Origin of the sequence: Rhizobium sp. 768_B6_N1_8, assembly GCF_051811225.1 — a bacterium.
GTDB lineage: Bacteria > Pseudomonadota > Alphaproteobacteria > Rhizobiales > Rhizobiaceae > Rhizobium.
In genome coordinates, this window is sequence record NZ_JBPWPV010000001.1 from 3,771,069 (window position 1) to 3,790,942 (window position 19,874).

The following is a 19,874-nucleotide window of genomic DNA, read 5'->3' on the forward strand; positions in this document are numbered from 1 at the left end:
CTTTTCCTCTCGCTCTTTCGTTGACCCTTCCTAGGTGGGGAAATCCGGATGCACCTACAACGCGCAAGAAATCACCGCTGCTATGCAAGAAGCGCATATTTCTTTCGCCGGCAAACAAAAAACGGCCCGGGTCGCCCCGAGCCGCTTCGGAATTCGACTGAAAATTCAGCCGGTTAGAACTCTGACCATTCCTGCTTCAAGGCAACATTTCCGACACTCGCGTATCCAGCCGTGCGCGTGGCCGCCGGCTTGGCCGATGCAGAAGGCGGAGTAGCGGTCCGGTGCGTCGAAGCATTGCCCTGACCGAGATCGAAGCGAGCAATCAGCTCGCGCAGTCTGCGGCTTTCGGTTGCCAGCGTGGCACTCGCCGCGTTGCTCTCCTCGACCATCGCAGCATTCTGTTGTGTCACCTGATCCATCTGGTTGACAGCAGAATTGACCTCCGTCAGTCCCGTGGACTGCTCCCGTGCCGAAGTGGCAATTGCTTCCATGTGCTTGTTGATCGTCACGACATAGTCGCCGATCGTGCTCAGAGCCCCACCCGTTTCACGCACCAGCTTCACACCGACGGCAACCTCACCTGTCGAGGCACTGATGAGATCCTTGATCTCGCGCGCCGCCTGAGCAGAGCGTTGAGCGAGTTCGCGCACTTCCTGGGCGACAACAGCAAAACCCTTACCCGCTTCGCCGGCACGCGCGGCCTCGACACCGGCATTGAGCGCCAGCAGGTTCGTCTGGAAGGCGATGTCATCGATGACGCCGATAATATTGGAAATCTGGCTCGAAGACTGTTCGATCCGCTCCATTGCGTGGACGGCATCAGCGACGACGGCACCGGATTTTGCTGCGCTGCCGTTTGCCTGGATTGCCACCGACTTGGCTTCATCGACGCGTTTGGAGGAATTCGCGACATTGACGGTGATTTCGTCAAGCGCTGCCGCCGTCTCCTCCAGAGAGGAGGCTTGCCGCTCGGTACGGCGGGAAAGATCGTCTGCACTCTGGCTGATCTCTCGGGTTCCGCTGTCGATGGATGAGGCGCTGGCGGCGACGGCCCGCATGACGTCGGCGAGCTGTGTAACCGACGAATTGAAATCGGCACGCAACGATTCGAAATCAGCGGCAAACGGTTCCCTCAATTGGAACGTGAGGTCACCGGCGGAAAGGTGCTTCAGACCGTTGCCGAGGCCAGCCGTGGCCCGTCGCATCTCCTCAGCCTTGATATGCTCGTGTTCGGCGCTGCGACGACGCTCTTCCTCTGTGAGATTGCGCTGTGCCTCACCCTCCTGCTCCAGACGGCGATTGGCGACCGAATTGGCGCGGAAAATGTCGACAGCCCCTGCCATATCGCCGATCTCGTCGGAACGGCCCGGGAAGGGAATGGCGCTATCCGTATCGCCGGCTGCCAGCTTCTTCATCGAAGCCGTGATCATCTCGATGGGGCGGGCAACGCCGATGATGGCAAACGCCACTGCAGCCAGCAGGATCGCAGCACAGACTGCAATCAGGATAGCGGCTGCCAGAACCGTCGTCTGGAAGACCGAGATGCCATCGCGGTAGATCTTGTCGGAGCTTGACGTATTGAAGTCGAGCAGGTCCCTGAGATAACCGGACGCCTTGTCGAGCTTGGTGCGCATGTCGCCGGAAAGCAGCGCCTTCGCTTCCGCTTTCTTGCCGGTACTCGATAGAGAGATCATCTGCACCGCAACCTGCTTATAGTCGGCGACGCCGCCTTCGATAGCCTTTAGAAGTTCACCACCGCGCTGGGTGGTAACGAGTGGTCGGTACTTTTCAATCTGCTGCGAAAGCGTGTCGGTGCGTTGCGCGATCTCGGTCTCCGCAGTCTTCGTTGCTTCGGGCGTATCGGCCAGGATATGCTCGAAATAGGCCGAGTTCAGCCGATAGAAAGCACTCTCAATGCTTTTGCCGGTAGCGATTTTCGGTATCCAGTTGGTCGCGATGACTTCCGTCTGGCCGTTCAAGAGCCGCATGCTGCTGATCGACATCCACGCAAGCAGACCGAACATGATGGCAATGACGGCAAAGACAACGGAGAGTAATAATTTTACGCGTGGGCGTCTCATACAATGTTCCTGATAGAAGAGGGGAAGCGGCAGGCTGATGAGGGCTTCATGCCTGCATCCAGGGCAGTGGTGATGCAAAATATTGGGAGATTCGCTTAAATTTAAATTAAACGTCGGCTGGATCTGTCACTGCGAAATTGCCGCGCCACAGAACAAGAGCCATACTTATTAGCTTTTCTTCAGGACGAAATTGCACAGGCTGTGAAAGGCAAAGAAAAGGCCGGCCATGTTGCCACGGCCGGCCTGAATTAGGGGTCGGGGTCGTCTTTTTGTTTTAGTCTTCATTTGCCGCGAGCTGAGAAAGAACCTGGCCGCGGCCACGCAATCTCAGGATCAGCGGAATGAGGAAGGCCGCAGCGGCGACGATCAGCAGGCCGCAGGCGATCGGCGACATGACGAGCGTGGTCACGTCGCCCTGGCTGATCGAGAGCGCTCGGCGAAGCTGCTGCTCGGCCAGCGGCCCGAGGATGAGACCGACGACGGTGGGCGCGATCGGATAGCCGAAGATCCGCATGATATAACCGAGCACGCCGAAACCAAGCAGCATGCCGAGCTCGAAGACCGAAGGATTGGCCCCGATAGTGCCGAGCGTGGCAAACAGCAGGATGCCGGCATAGAGCCACGGCTTTGGAACCGTCAGCAGGCGAACCCAGAGACCGATCATCGGCAGGTTCAGGACCAGGAGCATCGCATTGGCGATGAGCAGGCTGGCGATGAGACCCCAGACGAGCTGCGGGTTGGTCGCAAACAGCAGCGGACCCGGCTGCAGGCCGTATTGCTGGAAGCCGGCCAGCATGATCGCCGCTGTCGCTGACGTCGGCAGGCCAAGCGTCAGCAGCGGCACCAGCGTGCCGGCGGCCGATGCATTGTTGGCAGCCTCGGGACCGGCAACGCCTTCGATGGCGCCATGGCCGAATTCCTCGGGGTTCTTCGACAGGCGCTTTTCCGTGGCGTAGGAGAGGAACGTGCCGATTTCGGCGCCGCCCGCCGGCATCGCGCCAATGGGGAAGCCGATGATCGTGCCACGCAGCCACGGCTTCCAGGAGCGTGCCCAGTCCTGCTTGTTCATCCAGAGCGAGCCACGAACCGCTTCCACCTTGTCCTCGCCGCGCTTTCCTTGAGCGGCGATGTAGAGCGTCTCGCCAATGGCGAACATGGCAACAGCCAGCGTCGTCACCTCGATACCGTCGAGCAGGTCGGGTATGCCGAAGGAAAGGCGCGCCTGGCCCGTCTGCTGGTCGATCCCGACCATGGCGAGCGCAAAGCCGATGAAGAGCGAGGTGAGGCCACGCAACGCCGAATCCCCGAAGGCCGAAGAGACGGTCACGAATGCCAGCACCATAAGCGCGAAATATTCGCGGGGACCGAAGATCAACGCCAGTTTCACGATATAGGGGGCGACGAAAGCAAGTCCGAGCGTGGCGATGAGACCGGCGACGAACGAGCCGATGGCCGCTGTCGCCAATGCCGGTCCGCCGCGACCTGCACGCGCCATCTTGTTGCCCTCGAGCGCGGTGACGATCGAAGCGCTTTCACCCGGCGTATTCAAAAGGATCGACGTGGTCGAGCCGCCATACATGCCGCCGTAGTAGATGCCGGCAAACATGATGAGCGAGCCGCCCGGATCGAGCTTGTAGGTGGCGGGCAAGAGCAGCGCGACCGTCAGTGCCGGGCCGATGCCCGGCAGTACGCCAACCGCGGTGCCAAGGGTCACGCCGATGAAGGCGTAGAGCAGGTTGATCGGCTGCGCAGCAACCAGAATGCCCTGCCATAGGAATTCGAATGTGCTCATGGTTTTATCCCAAGCGGCGGCTCCTGAGGGGGCACAGGACCGTCCGCGCAAAAACTAGAGAACTGAAAGCGCCCGGCGCGAGGCGAGCGCTATCAGAAGAACAGATGTTCGAGCGGCCCGGCTGGCAACGTGAGCTGCAGGAGCTGCGAGAAGATCGCCCAGACGATGAAGCTCATGATGATGCCGATCGGCAGCGAGAACCAGATCTGGCGCTTGCCGAAACCGCGCGCGGTCAGCGCAAAGAGCACGCCGGTCGCAATTGAGAAACCGGCGATGCGCAGGAGCAGCATCTGCCCGGCAAGGCCTGCGACGATCCAGATGACCGGTGCCACTTCCTGATGCTCGCGTTCCGGAAAATCGCCGCGCCAGGCTTCGATCACCGTCCAGATGCCGAGACAGAACAGGCCGAGAGCGACGACTTTCGGCACCGTCGACGGGCCGATGCGGTCATATTGCGCAATCGTCTTCAGATGCGAGGCATCCCAGAACACCACGACAGCGACGGCAATGAGGAAGACGGCAATGACCAGCGCCGCCCAATCAGGGCGGCGCTTCGTTGCCGATGAGATATCGGCTTCGCTCATTGAACGAGACCGATGTCTTTGAGAATGCCTTCGGTGGCCGAGACATCCTTTTCGAGCTGTGCCTTGAACTCGTCACCTGCGAGATAGGTGTCGGCCCAGCCCTTGGTCTTCAGGGTTTCCTGCCAGGCAGCAGACTTGTGGAGCTTGTCGAAGTCTGCTGCAATCGAGGCGACTTCGTCATCGGTCAGGCCCGGGGCGGCAGCGACCATGCGCCAGTTCTGGATGGAAACGTCGGTACCAGCTTCCTTGAAGGTCGGCGCATCGACGCCGGCGATGCGGGCATCGCTGGAAACGCCGAGCAGACGCAGCGTGCCGGCCTTGACCTGCGATTCGAACTCGCTGTAGCTCGAAATGCCGGCCGTGACCTGGCCACCGAGGATAGCGGCGAGTGCTTCGCCGCCGCCAGAGAAGGCGACATAGTTGATCTTTGTCGGATCGACACCGGAAGCCTTGGCGATCAGGCCGACGGCGATGTGGTCCGTGCCGCCGGCAGAACCGCCGCCCCAGGAAACGGCGCCGGGATCAGCCTTCAGCTTGGTGACGAGATCGGCGAGCGTCTTGATGTCGGATGCGGCCGGAACGACGATGGCTTCGTACTCGCCGGTCAGGCGGGCAATCGGGGTGACGTCCTTCAGCGTGACGACGGACTTGTTGGTCAGCAGTGCGCCGACCATGACGTAGCCGCCGACGATGAGAGCGTTCGGATTGCCGGCACTCTGGCTGCTGAACTGGGCAAGACCGATAGAGCCGCCGGCGCCCGGTACGTTCTGAACCTGGACGCTTTTGGAGATACCTTCCTGCTGCAGCACCGTCTGCAGCGAGCGGGCCGTCTGGTCCCAGCCGCCGCCGGGCGCTGCCGGAGCGATGATGGTGTAATCAGCCGCATAGGCCGGCAGCGCAATGGCCGCTGCTAAAAGGGTTGCGATGAAAGTGTGCTTCACGATGTGTCCTCCGTGCTGCGGCTGAGCGGACCGCCTGTGCTATTTTTGAAAATGAGGAGAGATCACCGATCGGTGGACGCAATTGTCCTGATAGCGAGCGGAAGTCCTCCCGGAAAATCTTCAACTCTCCGCCTCCACGGAGAGGAAGTAGCCCAAGCCATCATATGAAGCTGTCATTTAGCTGACATCGGCGGGATATCCAGTGCGGCAAGACACTTTTTTGCCGTAATTCGACTACCTTCCCGCGAAATGCGACTGGACTAGTACATTGTCAGTACTGGACGCTCTCAGGAACTTGGCCGATAGTCGGCCGCGGAGGGCGATCCGATGGCAAATGGCGGTTACAACCAGTTTTGTCCGGTTTCCAAGGCGTGCGAGCTGCTCGAGCCGCGATGGACCTTGCTGCTGCTCTGCGAAATGTGGTCCGGCTCCACACGTTTCAACGAGATCCGACGCGGCGTACCGGGAATGTCACCGACCCTCATGGCAAAACGGCTGCGCGAGATGGAGGCAAACGGCCTCGTCACCCGCTCGGAAAACCGCATCACGGGTGAGATCGTCTATCGGACGACCGAGATCGCCAACGAGTTGGAGCCGATCGTGCATGCGCTCGGCACCTGGGCGCATCGCAATATCGACGCCAACGTAACCCTCGAAAAGCTCGATGCCCGCATTCTGATGTGGAACATGCGCCGCAAGGTCAATGCCGCCGCCCTGCCCTCGCGCAAGCGCAGCGTCATCCAGTTCACCTATCCCGAATTGCCGCGTGACGAACGGCATTACTGGCTCGTGGCGCGGCTAGGCACGCCTGTGGACCTCTGCCTCACAGATCCCGGTTACGATGTCGACCTCTTCGTCACCGCCGATTTGAAGGCGATGACCTCGGCCTGGATGGGCCATTCCAGCCTCGATACCGAGATCGCCAGGGAACGCATCTCCTTCATCGGCGACATGTCGCTCGCCACAAGCATCGGAAACTGGATGGTGCGCAGCTCCTACGCCGCCTGATCCATTTTCTGTATCGGCTCCAGTCCATTTTCTACACTAGGCCGATTGCCCAACCCGAGGCACGATCTACCTGCGAGCGGACCTGAGGCACTCCAAGAGGCTGGTCGAACGCTGCGCTATATCTGGATATCAAAAACCGGCGGGCGCTCGCGGCTCTGGCCTTCGTTCGCCGAGATGAGAGGAGACATTCCATGCAAACCACAGCGAATGCCGTGACACAGCCCACACCCGATCTCGCCGCGTTGAAGTCGCGCCAGCAGGTCGCCTGGGCTTCTGGCGATTATTCCGTCATCGGCGCCCGGCTGCAGATCGTCGGCGAAAGCCTGTGCGAAGCCCTGGACCTGCGCTCCGGCGAAAAGGTTCTCGATATCGCCGCCGGCAACGGCAATGCGACGCTTGCCGCTGCGCGGCGTTGGGCCGAGGTGACCTCGACCGACTACGTGCCGGAGCTTCTGGAGCGCGGCCGCGAACGGGCGATGGCAAACGGTCTGGCGGTGGAGTTCCAGCAGGCCGATGCCGAGGCCCTGCCCTTCAAGGATGCAAGCTTCGATGTCGTCGTCTCCACCTTCGGGGTCATGTTCACGCCGGATCAGGACAAGGCGGCAAAGGAAATGCTGCGCGTCTGCCGGCCAGGCGGGCGCATCGGCATGGCGAACTGGACGCCGGAGAGCTTCATCGGCCAGGTCTTCAAGACGATAGGCAAGCATATTCCGCCGATGCCGGGCCTCAGGTCGCCGGCGCTGTGGGGCACGAAGGCAAGGCTGGAAGAAATGTTCGGCGGCCAGGCCAGCATCGAGGCGACGTCACGTATGTATAATTTCCGCTACCGCTCACCCGCCCACTGGCTGGAAGTGTTCCGCACCTGGTACGGCCCTGTCCACAAGGCCTTCGAAGCTCTGCCACAGCCGGGCAAGGCGGCTCTCGAAGAGGATTTCCTTGCGCTCATCGCCCGCTTCAACCGCGCCAAGGACGGCACCATGGTCGTGCCGGCTGAATATCTGGAAGTGGTGATACGCAAAGGCTGACCGTAGCTGCCGTCACGGCATAAATGCGAAAGGGCAAGGTTCGCTAGCAGCAACCTCGCCCTTTATATTCTTGAGTTAGAGCTCGGACCATTCCTGCCGAATGGATCAGCGCTTAGTCATTGAGAACATGTGATTTATTTTGGTCAGCCCACAGGTTTCCTACTGGCCGAGCGAGGTTTTTACTGCGTCCGCAGCACCTCATTCCAGTGCGCAATCAGCCGAGCCCGCTTCACCTGATCGAGATAGACCATCAGACCGGGGCTGACAGGCACCGGACGTAACTGTGCGCCGAGCAGTTCCTGCAACGTATTGGCGGTATTCTCGCCCGCCACTTCCGGGCTGACGGCCGGGATCTGCAACTCACGGGCCATGATCGTCTGACCTTCCTTCGACATGAAGAAGGCAAGGTAGCGCCGCCCGAGTTCCGGCTCGGCAGCAGCCTGCGGCACCAGGCCGATGCGCGACATCACGACCGTATAATCCTTCGGCAACACAATGCCGACGTCAGGATGACGCGAGGCCCAGTCGGCCGCATAAGAGCCGAGGATATTGTAGCCGAGCACGAAGCGCCCATCGGCCACCCGCTCGAGGATTGCCGAACTCGTGGAGTAGAGCTTCACGCCGGCTGCCCCCATCGCCCCGATCACCGACCAGATATCGCCGAACTGTTCCTGATCGCGCGCCATGAACAAAAAGCCCACGCCGGAACGTTCAATGTCATAGGTCCCGATCCGCCCATAAACCTCATTGCCCTTGCGCTTCAAATAGTCGACGAATTCCGCCCGCGAGCTCGGCACCGATTCATGAACAAAGCTCGGCTTGTGATAGACGAAGACGGCAGGTTCGAAGGTCAGCGCATAGGCGGTGTTGCGCCAGTTCGCCCATTTCGGCCATTGGGCGCTCATCGGCAGGTTGCTCACCTGCGCATAGCCGTCGTTCGAAAGCTTCACCTGCAGGTCCATCGCAGAGGAGAAGGCGAAGTCCGCCGTTTTGTGACCGGCATCCGTCTCCTTGACGATGCGGTCGTAAATATCCCCCGTCAGCATGTCCTCGTATTTGACCGCCACGTCCGGATTGGCCTCCTGAAAGCCGCGGATCATCGGCTGCGCCAAGGGCTCGTCGAGCGAGGAATAGACTGTCAGCACCGGCGCATCGGTATTGCCCGACTTCGCCGGATAGAAGACCTGATCCGCTGCCGCAAAGCCGGGCACCAGACACAGGAACAGAATGAAAAGGCTCCTCATCGCGCAAGAATGCCCGAGCCGCACAAGCCAGACAAGGGTCGGCTTCCAGTGGTGGCTACAGCCAGACCTCAAAGCTCGCGCTCGAAGAACATCAGGATCGGCTTCAGATCATCAGGGATCTCGTAGTAGGCGTCTCGCTCGCGAAAACCCAGGCGGCGATATAGCTTCTGGGCAGCGACCTGCCGATGGCCGGTATCGAGCCGCATCATCCGGTAGCCATCCTTCTTGGCCTGTGCGAGGGACGCTTCGCAAAGCGCCAGTGCTGCGCCACTGCCGCGTGCCTGCTCGGAAACGAAGAGCCGCTTCATCTCCGATATGCCCGGAGCGATCTCATGCTGCATCACGCAGCCGACAATCTCTCCATCCAGCCGCGCCAGGAACATTGCCCCTTGTGGCCTTGCATGGATCTTCGGCAGGTCGGCGAGCATAGCCTCGAATTTTTCCGGACTGTAGTAAAGTTCTATCTGCGCCCGCTCGTCGGGATAGTTGTCGTAAAGCCATTGTCGGAAGGCACGGCTGAGATGCCGAACGGCATCGATCTCTTCCGGGCTTTCCACAAGCCCGACCGACAGGTTCCGCATCTGCAAAGCCTCCCCAAACTCCCCTTGTCCTTACCACGACGGTCTGCGCCCCGCCATCGACATCTCGGTGCGGATCGAAACCGGCCCATGGCGTCGTGGCGATCGGGCTGATGATGCGCAGGGCCGGAAGGCGAATAAAATCCTGCTATCCTCCATTCACCAATTCCCAGAATCGCTGTGACATCGGGCTGTCATCCCTGATAAACTCCCCGAAAAATCGAGGGAAACATCCGTTGCGCATCCTGCTTACCGAAGACAATATCGCGTTGGCCGACGGCCTGTCGGCGATCTTGCGCGGCACGGGCCATGCAGTGGATGTCGTCCATGACGGGGCTTCGGCCAATGCCGTCATCGCAGCGGAAAATTTCGATCTCGTCATTCTCGATCTGAACCTTCCCGAAATGGACGGCCTTGATGTGCTGCGCGCCATGCGCGCCCGCGGCAGCCGGGCTGCCGTGCTCGTCCTGACGGCCCGCGGCTCGCCGGAAGAGCGTGTGAAAGGCCTGGATCTCGGTGCTGACGACTACCTCATCAAGCCCTTCGACATTGCTGAATTCGAAGCGCGTGTGCGCGTGCTTCTGCGCCGCCAGGCCGGGCTGCATTCCTCGACAGTCAGCTTCGGATCGATCTCACTCGACCTGAATTCTCGCGCCTTTTCGGCCGGTGCCACGCCGCTCGACATCCCCTCCCGCGAGCTCGGCCTGCTCGAAATTCTTTTCATGCGCGCCGGCAAGGTCGTCGCCAAGGAGGCGATCATGCAGTCGCTGACTGCCTTCGATGACGACATCTCCGCCAATGCCATCGAGCAATATGTCAGCCGCCTGAGAAAGAGGCTTTCACCGCACGGACTGACGGTTAGGACCGCCCGCGGCATCGGTTATTATCTCGACAAGCTGCCCGAGCCCTCATGACGGCGGCCTATTCGCTCCGGCGCCGACTGCTTTTCTGGCTACTTGTTTCGACTGCCGTTATCGGCACGCTGGCGCTCGCCGATACCTGGCGCGAAGCCGTCCAGACCTCGAACATCGTTTCTGACCGCGTGTTGGCCGGCTCGGCGCTGGCCATCGCCGAACGTGTCGTCGTCGCCGAAGACGGCACGCTCGAGGTCGATATTCCCTATGTCGCGCTGGAAATGCTGACATCGGCGGCACAGGACCGCGTCTTCTACCGTGTCGACGGCCCACCCGGAAATTTCATCACCGGCTACCAAGCGCTGCCGGTGCTGAAGGAAACGCAGGGCGATACGGCCGCCTTTGCCGACGACATCTTCCGCGGCGAGCCGATCCGTGTGGCGACATTGGGACGCTCCGCCTCGACCGGCATCCGCTCTGTGCCCTTCGTCGTCACCGTCGCCGAAACCACCATTGCCCGCCGTCATCTGGCGCAGGCAATCCTCGTCCGCTCGGCGCTGCGCCTCGCCGTCATGATAGCCGGTGCCGCCGTTATCGTCTGGATTTCCGTTACGGTGGCGCTACGGCCGCTCTACAAGCTCGGCGACGCTATCGGCGAGCGCAACCCGGGCGACTTGCATCCGATCGAGCAATCCGTTCCGAGTGAGGTGCAGCCACTTGTCGATACGGTCAACTCCTTCATGGTGCGCTTGCAATCGGCGCTCGATGCGCTGCGCAATTTCACCGGCAATGCCAGCCACCAGCTCCGCACGCCGCTCACGATCATCCGCACACAGCTTGCTCTTTCAGCCCGCGCCGGTTCTCTCGACGAGGCGCAACATGCCGCACTCAAAGGCGATCAGGCTGTTGCCCATGCCGAGCGTATCCTTGCCCAGCTTCTGCTGATGGCCAAGATCGATGCCGCGACCGCCAAGGAAGCACTGACGGTCTCGGCCATCGATCTCACGGCCATTGCTCAGGAGATCACCGGCGAGCAGATCCCCCGCGCTGCCGAAGCCGGCATCGATCTCGGCTTCGAGGGCGAAGGGCCTGCGATGATCCGCGCCGAGCCGCTGCTGATCGGCGAGATGCTGCGCAATCTCGCCGGCAATGCCATCGCCTATGCCGGCAAGGGCGCGGAAGTGACTGTCCGTATCATGGAGGATGCGGAAACGGTCAGACTGGAAGTCGAGGATAACGGCCCGGGGATTCCGCCCGAAAAGCTGGAAGCCGTCAGAAAGCGTTTCTCCCGCGGCAATGAGTCCGGCGCACCCGGTGCCGGCCTCGGCCTGCCGATCGTCGAGGAAATCGCTAATCTTTTCAATGCGAGACTTGTATTGATACCGGGCCGCGGCGGTAGGGGTCTGAAGGCGTCAGTGACGTTCAACAGAGCCGCCTGAATGCCGTCACCGCGTTAACCTTTCCGCCTTGCATTCTTTCGCTGCATTGCACACACTGGCTTTGGGAACAGCTAAGCCGATCAACGGCAAGCAGATAAAAGAGCAATATGTCGATCAAAGCCAGCATCTATCATCTGACCCATTATCAGTATGACAAACCGGTCCGCCTCGGCCCACAGATCATCCGTCTGAAACCGGCCTCGCATTCGAAGACGCGGGTTTTGAGCCATTCTCTGAAGGTCACGCCGTCGAACCACTTCGTGAACCTGCAGCAGGATCCTTACGGCAACTACCTCGCGCGCTTCGTCTTTCCCGAACCGGTGACCGAATTCAAGATCGAGGTCGATCTCGTTGCCGACATGACGGTCTACAATCCCTTCGATTTCTTCGTCGAGGAGGAAGCGACGAAGTGGCCCTTCAACTACCCGGAATCGCTCCGTGAAGATCTCTCGATCTACATGATGCCGGAGCCGGCTGGCCCGCGCCTAAAGGCACTCCTGCCGACGCTCGACTGGTCGCCCGATCAGCCGACGGTGGACATGATCGTCGGTCTCAATGCCCGTCTGCAGCGGCAGATCGGTTATGTCATCCGCATGGAAGCCGGCGTCCAGACGCCGGAGGAGACGCTGGAAACTGCCAAGGGCTCCTGCCGCGACACCAGCTGGCTGCTCGTGCAGATTCTGCGCCATCTCGGGCTCGCCGCCCGCTTCGTCTCCGGCTATCTCATCCAGTTGGCGCCAGACCTGAAGGCCCTCGACGGTCCTTCAGGTACCGAGGTCGATTTCACTGATCTGCATGCCTGGGCGGAGGTCTATCTGCCCGGCGCCGGTTGGGTCGGTCTCGATCCGACCTCCGGCCTGCTGACCGGCGAAAGCCATATTCCGCTCGCCGCCACGCCGCATTTCAGCAATGCCGCCCCGATCTCCGGCGGTTATTTCGGCGAGGCCGAAACCGAATTCGCCTTCGACATGAAGGTCTCCCGCGTCGCCGAGCACCCGCGCATCACCAAACCCTTCTCTGATGAGAGCTGGGACGAGCTCAACCAGCTCGGCGAGAAGGTCGACCGCGTCCTCGAAGCCGAGGATGTACGCCTGACGATGGGCGGCGAGCCGACTTTCGTCTCGATCGACGATTTTCAGTCCGAGGAATGGAACACCGCCGCCGTCGGACCGACCAAACGCGAAAAGGCCGACAGCCTGATCCGCAGGCTGCAGGAGCGCTTCGCGCCCGGCGGCTTCCTGCATTACGGCCAGGGTAAATGGTATCCCGGCGAAAGCCTGCCGCGCTGGACCTTCTCTCTCTACTGGCGCCGTGACGGCAAACCGATCTGGCAGAACCTCGACCTGATCGCCGCTGAAGGCAAGGATACCGGCGTCAAGGCCGAGGATGCCGAAAAGCTTCTGACGGCGATCGCCAGGGAACTGGCAATCAAGCCGGATATGGTGCAGCCGGCCTATGAGGATCCTGCAGACTGGATCATCAAGGAAGGCAGCCTTCCCGAAAATGTCGATCCGTCGAATTCGAAGCTGAAGGACCCCGAGGAGCGCAACCGCATTGCCCGCGTCTTCGCCCGAGGCCTCACCGTGCCGACGGGTTATATCCTTCCCGTTCAGGTATGGAATGCTAAGGCTGCCGCAAGCCGCACCTGGGTCAGCGAAATATGGCGCACGCGCCGCGGAAAGATCTTTCTCGTACCGGGTGATAGCCCGATCGGCTATCGCCTGCCACTCGGCACGCTGCCCTATGTCCCGCCGGCGCGCTACCCTTATATCCACGCCGCAGATCCGTCGATACCGCGCCCGCCGTTGCCTGACGTCTTCGTACCCGCCGGCCGCGCCATGCCGGAAGCATCATTCCAGACGGACGAAAGCCACGCCGTCCGTGTCGAACAGACCCTTGGCGACATAGGCGGTGCCGTGCGCACTGCCTTGTCGGTCGAACCGCGCGAAGGCAGGCTCTGCGTCTTCATGCCGCCGGTCGAGCGCGTCGAGGATTATCTCGAGCTGATCGCCGCTGCCGAAAACGCCGCTGCCGAACTCAAGCTTCCGGTTCACATCGAAGGCTATCCGCCGCCGCAGGACGAGCGCATCAACGTCATCCGCGTCGCTCCCGATCCAGGCGTCATCGAAGTCAACATCCATCCAGCTTCCAACTGGCAGGATTGCGTCGACATCACCACGGCGATCTACGAGGAAGCGCGGGCCACCCGGCTCGGCGCCGACAAGTTCATGGTCGATGGTCGCCACACCGGCACCGGCGGCGGCAACCACGTCGTCGTCGGCGCCGCCAATCCAAACAACAGCCCGTTCCTGCGCCGCCCGGACCTGCTGAAAAGCATCATTCTCCACTGGCAACGCCATCCCTCGCTCTCCTACCTCTTTTCCGGCATGTTCATCGGGCCGACCAGCCAAGCGCCGCGCATCGACGAGGCCCGCCACGACAGCCTCTATGAGCTGGAAATCGCGATGGCGCAGATCGGAGCGCCGGGTCGCGGTCAACTGCCGTTGCCCTGGCTCGTCGACCGGCTGTTCCGAAATCTTTTGACCGATGTCACCGGTAACACGCACCGTGCCGAGATCTGCATCGACAAGCTGTTCTCGCCGGATGGCCCGACTGGACGGCTCGGCCTCATCGAGTTCCGCGGCTTTGAGATGCCGCCGAACGCGCGTATGTCGCTTGCCCAGCAATTGCTGGTGCGCGCGCTGATCGCCCGCTTTTGGAAGAACCCCGCCGATGGCAATTTCGTCCGCTGGGGTACGACACTGCACGACCGTTTCATGCTGCCGCATTTCGTCTGGACGGATTTCCTCGATGTGCTCGCCGACCTGCGCGAAAACGGCTTCGACCTCAGCCCCGAATGGTTCAAGGCGCAGCTCGAATTCCGCTTCCCCTTCTGCGGCGAGGTCGAATACGAGGGTTCGAAGCTGGAACTGCGCCAGGCGCTGGAGCCCTGGCACGTCATGGGCGAGGAAGGCGCGCCGGGCGGCACTGTCCGTTACGTCGACAGCTCCGTCGAGCGCCTTCAGGTTCGGCTCGAAACGAACAACGTCTCGCGCTACATCGTCACCTGCAACGGCCGAATCGTACCGCTGATGCCGACGGGCACATCGGGCGTGTCGGTCGCTGGCGTGCGTTTCAAGGCCTGGCAGCCGGCTTCTGGCCTGCACCCTGTATTGCCGGTGAATACGCCTTTGACTTTTGATATTTATGATACATGGTCGAAACGTTCGATCGGCGGCTGCATCTATCACGTTGCCCATCCGGGTGGTCGGAATTATGAAACCTTCCCGGTCAACGGCAACGAAGCGGAAGCGCGGCGGCTTGCCCGTTTCGAACCGTGGGGGCATACGGCGGGTGGTTATATCCCGCGCGCCGAAACGGTTTCGCCTGAATTCCCGCTCACGCTGGATCTGAGGCGGCCCGCTGGAATTTGAAGAAACTGGGTCTGATGGGCAAGAAGCCTGCACTAGAACTGAGGGACGAAATCGAAGAACGCGCCGGCGCGGACGCGGTCTTCGATTATGAGCCCTTGCCCGGTATCGCCGACGAGATGGTGGATAATAACGGCACCATCCGTCCGGTCTGGCAGCGCTTCCTCGCCCATCTGAACATCATGCCGGAAAAGGATCTGGCCGAGCGGTTCGCCCGCGCCGACCGCTATTTGCGCGACGCCGGCGTCTTTTACCGGGCTTACGGCGCCAAGGGCAGCGGCGAGCGTGCCTGGCCGCTCTCCCACATTCCAGTGCTGATCGACGAGCGTGAATGGCAGGCTCTTTCGGCAGGCCTCGTGCAGCGCGCCAATCTCCTCGAAGCGATGGTTGCCGATATCTACGGCGACAACGAGCTCGTCGAGGAGGGCATCGTTCCGCCCGCCCTCATCGCTGCCAATCCGGAATTCCAACGGCCTCTGGTTGGCGTAAAACCGGCAACCGGGCACTATCTGCATTTCTGCGCCTTCGAGATCGGCCGTGGCCCTGACGGCAATTGGTGGGTACTTGCCGACCGCACGCAGGCCCCCTCGGGCGCAGGCTTTGCGCTGGAAAACCGGGTTGCGACCACCCGCGCCTTTTCCGATATCTACGCCGAAACGCCGGTCCACCGCCTCGCTTCCTTCTTCGGCGCCTTCCGCGATGCACTGCAGACGATGAAACATTCGGGTGACGACCGCATCGCAGTTCTGACGCCCGGCCCCGCAAACGAAACCTACTACGAACACGCCTACATTGCCCGCTACCTCGGCTTCATGCTGCTGGAAGGCGAGGATCTGACTGTCGTCAACGGCCGCGTCATGGTGCGCACCGTCGCCGGCCTGAAGCCGATCGGCGTTCTGTGGCGGCGTCTCGATTCCGCCTATGCCGATCCGCTGGAGCTGAACCAGAACTCGCATATCGGCACCCCCGGCCTTGTGGAGTCGCTGCGCGCCGAAACCATCACCATCGTCAACGCGCTCGGCACCGGCGTTTTGGAAACGCGCGCCCTGCTCGCCTTCATGCCCGCCGTCTGTCGCCAGCTGCTGGGCGAAGATCTGCGCCTGCCGTCCATCGCCACATGGTGGTGCGGCCAGAAGGACGAGCGTGACCACGTGGCTGCCAATATCGAGAAGATGGTGATCGGCCCGGCCTATTCCCGCGCGCCCTTCTTCGATGACAGCGGCGAATCCGTCCTCGGCTCGTCGCTGCGCGCCACAGCGAAGAACTCGATTACAGACTGGCTGACAAGCGACGGCGCAAAGCTCGTCGGTCAGGAAGTCGTCACCCTCTCGACCACACCCGCCTGGGTCAACGGCAAGCTGACGCCGCGGCCGATGTCGCTGCGCGTCTTCGCCGCCCGTACCGCCAACGGCTGGCAGATCATGCCCGGCGGCTTTGCCCGCATCGGCTCGGGAGACGATGTCGCCGCCATCGCCATGCAATCCGGTGGCGCGGCGGCCGATGTCTGGATCGTCAGCGACAAGCCGGTCGAGCGCCACACTCTTCTGCCCGCCGAGGGCAGCTTCACCCGCAACATGCCGGGCAGCCTGCCGAGCCGCGCGGCCGATAACCTCTTCTGGCTGGGCCGCTATATCGAACGCGCCGAAGGGGCGCTGCGCATCCTGCGCGCCTGGCATGCACGTTATGCCGAGGCGGCCGACCCGAACCAGCCGCTGCTTGCCGACGTCACCGAATATCTTGCCGCCGTCGATATCGACACCGCCGAGCCTGTGCCGGAATCGCTGCTGCGCAATATCGACAGCGCCGTCTATTCGGCGAGCAATATCCGCGACCGCTTCTCGCCGGATGGCTGGCTGGCACTGAACGATCTCGCCAAGACCGCCCGCCGCTTCCACTCGACTATCACCGCCGGTGACGATGCCAGCCACGCCATGACCATCCTGCTGCGCAAGCTCGCGGGCTTCGCCGGTCTCGTGCATGAAAACATGTACCGCTTCACCGGATGGCGCTTCCTCTCGCTTGGCCGATACATTGAGCGCGGCCTGCATATGACGCGGCTGCTCGGCCACATGTCCGGCCCGGAAGCGCCCGATGGCGCGCTCGACATGCTGCTCGAAATCGGCGACAGCGTCATGACCCACCGCCGCCGCTACAACGTCAACACGGCGCGGCTGACGGTCACCGATCTCCTGGCGCTCGATCCTCTTAATCCGCGCTCGATCCTCTTCCAGATGAACGAGATCCATCGCGAGGTGGAGCAGCTTCCGAATGCCTTCATGAACGGCCAGATGTCGCCCTTCTACCGCGAGGCGATGCGCCTGCATTCGGGCCTAGCCGTGATGACGCCGGAGACGATGAGCGACGATGTCTATCATCGGCTGGAGCGCGAACTGGAACACCTCTCCGACCTCCTGGCGCAGACCTATCTCGGATGACGGCGGTGCTTTACGATCTCACCCTGCATATGGGCTATGCCTACGACACGCCCGCGTCAGGCGCGCGCCATATCATGCGCCTCATGCCACTCTCGCTGACGAACCGCCAGCGGCTTGTCGCTGGCTCGATCAGCATTTCGCCGCAGCCGGACGAACAGTCGCATTTCGTCGATTTCTTCCAGCATCCGGCAACGTCCTTCCTGCTGCGCTCGCCGCATGAAACGCTCGATATCCGCATGCAGGCCCGCGTGCAGGTCGAAAGCCAGGTCATGTCGGCGGACTTCTCGCCGCTGCTGGCTAACCTGCCGGAGGAAGTCGCCGGAATCTGGTCGCTCGATTCGGAATCGCCCCACCATTTCCTTGGCGACAGTCCGCGCCTGACCGAAACCAAGGCGATCAGTGAATACGCAAAGACCTGTGTACAGCCGTCGCTGACCGTCATGCAGATCTCCTATGCGCTGTGCGCTCGCATCAACAAGGATTTCACCTACGATCCGGAAGCGACGACCGTCGACACGACGCCGCTGGAGTCCTTCAAACTGAAGCGTGGCGTCTGCCAGGATTTCACTCATGTCATGATCCTCGCGCTGCGCAGCCTCGGCATTCCCGCCGGCTATGTCTCCGGCTTCCTGCGCACAATCCCGCCGCCGGGCAAGGAGCGGCTGGAAGGGGCTGACGCCATGCATGCCTGGGTCCGCGTCTGGTGCGGCGAAACGGCCGGCTGGATCGAGCTCGATCCCACCAACAATATCCCTGCTGGAACCGACCATATCGTCGTCGCATACGGCCGCGACTATGCCGATGTCGCTCCCGTTATCGGTGTGCTCAAGAGTTATGGCAGCCAACGTTCCGTGCAGGCAGTGGACGTAATTCCGCTCAAATAATCCCGAAATTGGAAAAAACAGCCAGTTGGCTGCAATTTTAGATACTGGCTTTAGTACCCATTAAAGTCATCTGGTCCATCAAGAGCCAAATAGGGCTCCTTCGAACCGGTGGACATGATGAACACCCTGCATTCGCTTCTTGATCGGCTGCGGCGCGACCGTGGCGGCAATTTCGGTATCATGACGGCCATCTTGCTGCCTGTGCTTATCGGCGCCGCGGGTGTCTCCATTCAGGTAACAGACATGCTGGTTTCGCAGCGACAACTGCAGGAAGCGGCCGACGCGGCCGCGCTCGCAACCGCGACTGCGCTTGCAAACAAGACTATTCAGCCCGCCGATGCCCAGGCCTTTGCCCGCGATTTCGTCGCCGGCCAGATGGCGAACTATCTTCAGGACACGGATCCTTCGACGACCGATATCAAGAACAGCACCGCGGTGAACGTCTCCACGACGACCTCCGGCAAGTCTGTCTCGTACCAAGTTACCGTAGCGCCGAGCTACACGATCAACGTAAACCCGATGATGCGCGTGATCGGCTTCAAAACGCAGAACATCGCCGCATCAGGCACGACAGTCAGCGGCCATTCGGAAACCCAGGGCTCGGTCTCCATGTATCTCGTCCTCGACCGTTCCGGCTCCATGGCTGAATACACCACGACGGTCAACGCTTCGGAGCCGACGAGGGACGAGACTGAGGATTGCAGCTATTACGACAGCAATACCCGCAAATGGGTCAGCAAGACCTGCACAAATACAGTCACGAACTACTACACCAAGATCGAGGCGCTGAAGCTTGCTGTTGCCAGTTTGGCCGGTCAGCTCAATACTGCCGACCCCGATAGCACCTACGTTCGCACGGGCTCTGTTTCCTATAATGACAAGATGCAGACCGCACAGCCGCTCGATTGGGGCACCGCCAAGGTTGTCAGCTACGTCAACGCGCTGACCGCCTCGGGTCGCACCGATTCCAGCGCGGCCTTCAAGAAGGCCTATGATAGCTTGGTGGACCCGAAGGAGGACAAGGCGCATCAGGATAAGACCGGACAGACGCCGACCAAATACATTGTTTTCATGACCGATGGAGACAACAACGTAGCCTCGGCAGACACCGACACGAAGAAATATTGCGACAAAGCCCGCGACCAGAAGATCCAGGTCTATACAGTCGCCCTCATGGCGCCGGCCGGCGGAAAAGCTTTGCTGAACTACTGCGCCACGACCTCCGCGCACTATTTCGCGGCGGAGAATATGACGGCGCTTCTGAATGCTTTCAAGTCGATCGGCGCCAAGGCAGCAAACCAAGTAACGCGCCTGACCAACTAAAAAGCCTATACTTCACCACAGCAAAAAGCCGCTCCGGAACAAACCGGGGCGGCTTTTCGTTTAGACTTTATTCGGCCCATCAGATCGGGAAAACCGATTGAAATCAAGTCCCTTGGGCCTGTCGAATATGAAGGTTCCGCAAATTTTTCGTTTGCCCAATTCCCTTGTTGCAAGTGCGTGATAACGGTGCATAAACTGCCCTGTCGGTATAAGCGACAAATCGATTGAATCAGGCGTAAGATACTGTAACCAAAT

General features: G+C 61.1%; 14 protein-coding genes. 8 read left to right on the plus strand and 6 right to left on the minus strand.

The annotated features are described in order from the left end of the window. Window positions 1-173 precede the first annotated feature (173 nt). The 4 genes from AB8B33_RS19395 to AB8B33_RS19410 all read right to left on the minus strand — a co-directional run bounded on the left by AB8B33_RS19395 (window position 174) and on the right by AB8B33_RS19410 (window position 5,398). Window positions 174-2,081, minus strand: a complete 1,908-nt coding sequence (locus tag AB8B33_RS19395) for a methyl-accepting chemotaxis protein (protein ID WP_439016567.1) — start codon at window positions 2,079-2,081, stop codon at window positions 174-176. A 274-nt stretch (window positions 2,082-2,355) separates the two neighbouring features. Next, complete coding sequence (locus AB8B33_RS19400; RefSeq protein WP_310383657.1) at window positions 2,356-3,873, minus strand: tripartite tricarboxylate transporter permease; 1,518 nt, start codon at window positions 3,871-3,873, stop codon at window positions 2,356-2,358. A gap of 92 nt (window positions 3,874-3,965) precedes the next feature. Next, complete coding sequence (locus tag AB8B33_RS19405; protein ID WP_310383659.1) at window positions 3,966-4,457, minus strand: tripartite tricarboxylate transporter TctB family protein; 492 nt, start codon at window positions 4,455-4,457, stop codon at window positions 3,966-3,968. Then, window positions 4,454-5,398, minus strand: coding sequence for a Bug family tripartite tricarboxylate transporter substrate binding protein (locus AB8B33_RS19410; protein ID WP_439016568.1), 945 nt, complete (start codon window positions 5,396-5,398; stop codon window positions 4,454-4,456). Before AB8B33_RS19410 ends, AB8B33_RS19405 begins: the two co-directional genes overlap by 4 nt. A 327-nt stretch (window positions 5,399-5,725) precedes the next feature. On the opposite strand from AB8B33_RS19410, the gene AB8B33_RS19415 reads away from it, so the two are divergent. Both AB8B33_RS19415 and AB8B33_RS19420 read left to right on the plus strand, forming a co-directional pair. Then, window positions 5,726-6,406 carry a winged helix-turn-helix transcriptional regulator gene (locus AB8B33_RS19415; RefSeq protein WP_113320944.1) on the plus strand — a complete coding sequence of 227 codons (681 nt, stop codon included), beginning with the start codon at window positions 5,726-5,728 and terminating at the stop codon, window positions 6,404-6,406. 191 nt (window positions 6,407-6,597) lie between these two features. Next, window positions 6,598-7,431, plus strand: a complete 834-nt coding sequence (locus AB8B33_RS19420) for a class I SAM-dependent methyltransferase (protein ID WP_113320945.1) — start codon at window positions 6,598-6,600, stop codon at window positions 7,429-7,431. Between the two features lie 179 nt (window positions 7,432-7,610). On the opposite strand, the gene AB8B33_RS19425 is transcribed toward AB8B33_RS19420, so the two are convergent. Together AB8B33_RS19425 and AB8B33_RS19430 are read right to left on the minus strand one after the other, a co-directional pair. Further along, on the minus strand, window positions 7,611-8,675 hold the full coding sequence (locus AB8B33_RS19425; RefSeq protein WP_310383665.1) for an ABC transporter substrate-binding protein: 1,065 nt from the start codon (window positions 8,673-8,675) through the stop codon (window positions 7,611-7,613). Between the two features lie 68 nt (window positions 8,676-8,743). Next, a complete protein-coding gene (locus AB8B33_RS19430; RefSeq protein ID WP_439016569.1) occupies window positions 8,744-9,256 on the minus strand; it encodes a GNAT family N-acetyltransferase in 513 nt (170 codons plus the stop codon). 233 nt (window positions 9,257-9,489) lie between these two features. Between AB8B33_RS19430 and AB8B33_RS19435 the strand changes: the two genes are divergently transcribed. The 6 genes from AB8B33_RS19435 to AB8B33_RS19460 all read left to right on the plus strand — a co-directional run bounded on the left by AB8B33_RS19435 (window position 9,490) and on the right by AB8B33_RS19460 (window position 19,619). After that, window positions 9,490-10,167, plus strand: coding sequence for a response regulator transcription factor (locus tag AB8B33_RS19435; protein ID WP_113320947.1), 678 nt, complete (start codon window positions 9,490-9,492; stop codon window positions 10,165-10,167). After that, the gene (locus tag AB8B33_RS19440; RefSeq protein ID WP_113320948.1) at window positions 10,164-11,546 is read left to right on the plus strand and encodes a sensor histidine kinase; all 1,383 of its coding nucleotides are present in this window, start codon (window positions 10,164-10,166) and stop codon (window positions 11,544-11,546) included. The genes AB8B33_RS19435 and AB8B33_RS19440 overlap by 4 nt, the downstream gene beginning before the upstream one ends. Before the next feature lie 107 nt (window positions 11,547-11,653). Further along, a complete protein-coding gene (locus tag AB8B33_RS19445; RefSeq protein WP_439016570.1) occupies window positions 11,654-14,980 on the plus strand; it encodes a DUF2126 domain-containing protein in 3,327 nt (1,108 codons plus the stop codon). Between the two features lie 14 nt (window positions 14,981-14,994). Continuing rightward, complete coding sequence (locus tag AB8B33_RS19450; protein ID WP_439016571.1) at window positions 14,995-17,412, plus strand: circularly permuted type 2 ATP-grasp protein; 2,418 nt, start codon at window positions 14,995-14,997, stop codon at window positions 17,410-17,412. After that, complete coding sequence (locus tag AB8B33_RS19455; RefSeq protein ID WP_439016572.1) at window positions 17,409-18,296, plus strand: transglutaminase family protein; 888 nt, start codon at window positions 17,409-17,411, stop codon at window positions 18,294-18,296. Before AB8B33_RS19450 ends, AB8B33_RS19455 begins: the two co-directional genes overlap by 4 nt. Before the next feature lie 114 nt (window positions 18,297-18,410). Next, window positions 18,411-19,619, plus strand: a complete 1,209-nt coding sequence (locus tag AB8B33_RS19460) for a VWA domain-containing protein (protein ID WP_439016573.1) — start codon at window positions 18,411-18,413, stop codon at window positions 19,617-19,619. The last annotated feature ends 255 nt before the right edge of the window (window positions 19,620-19,874 follow it).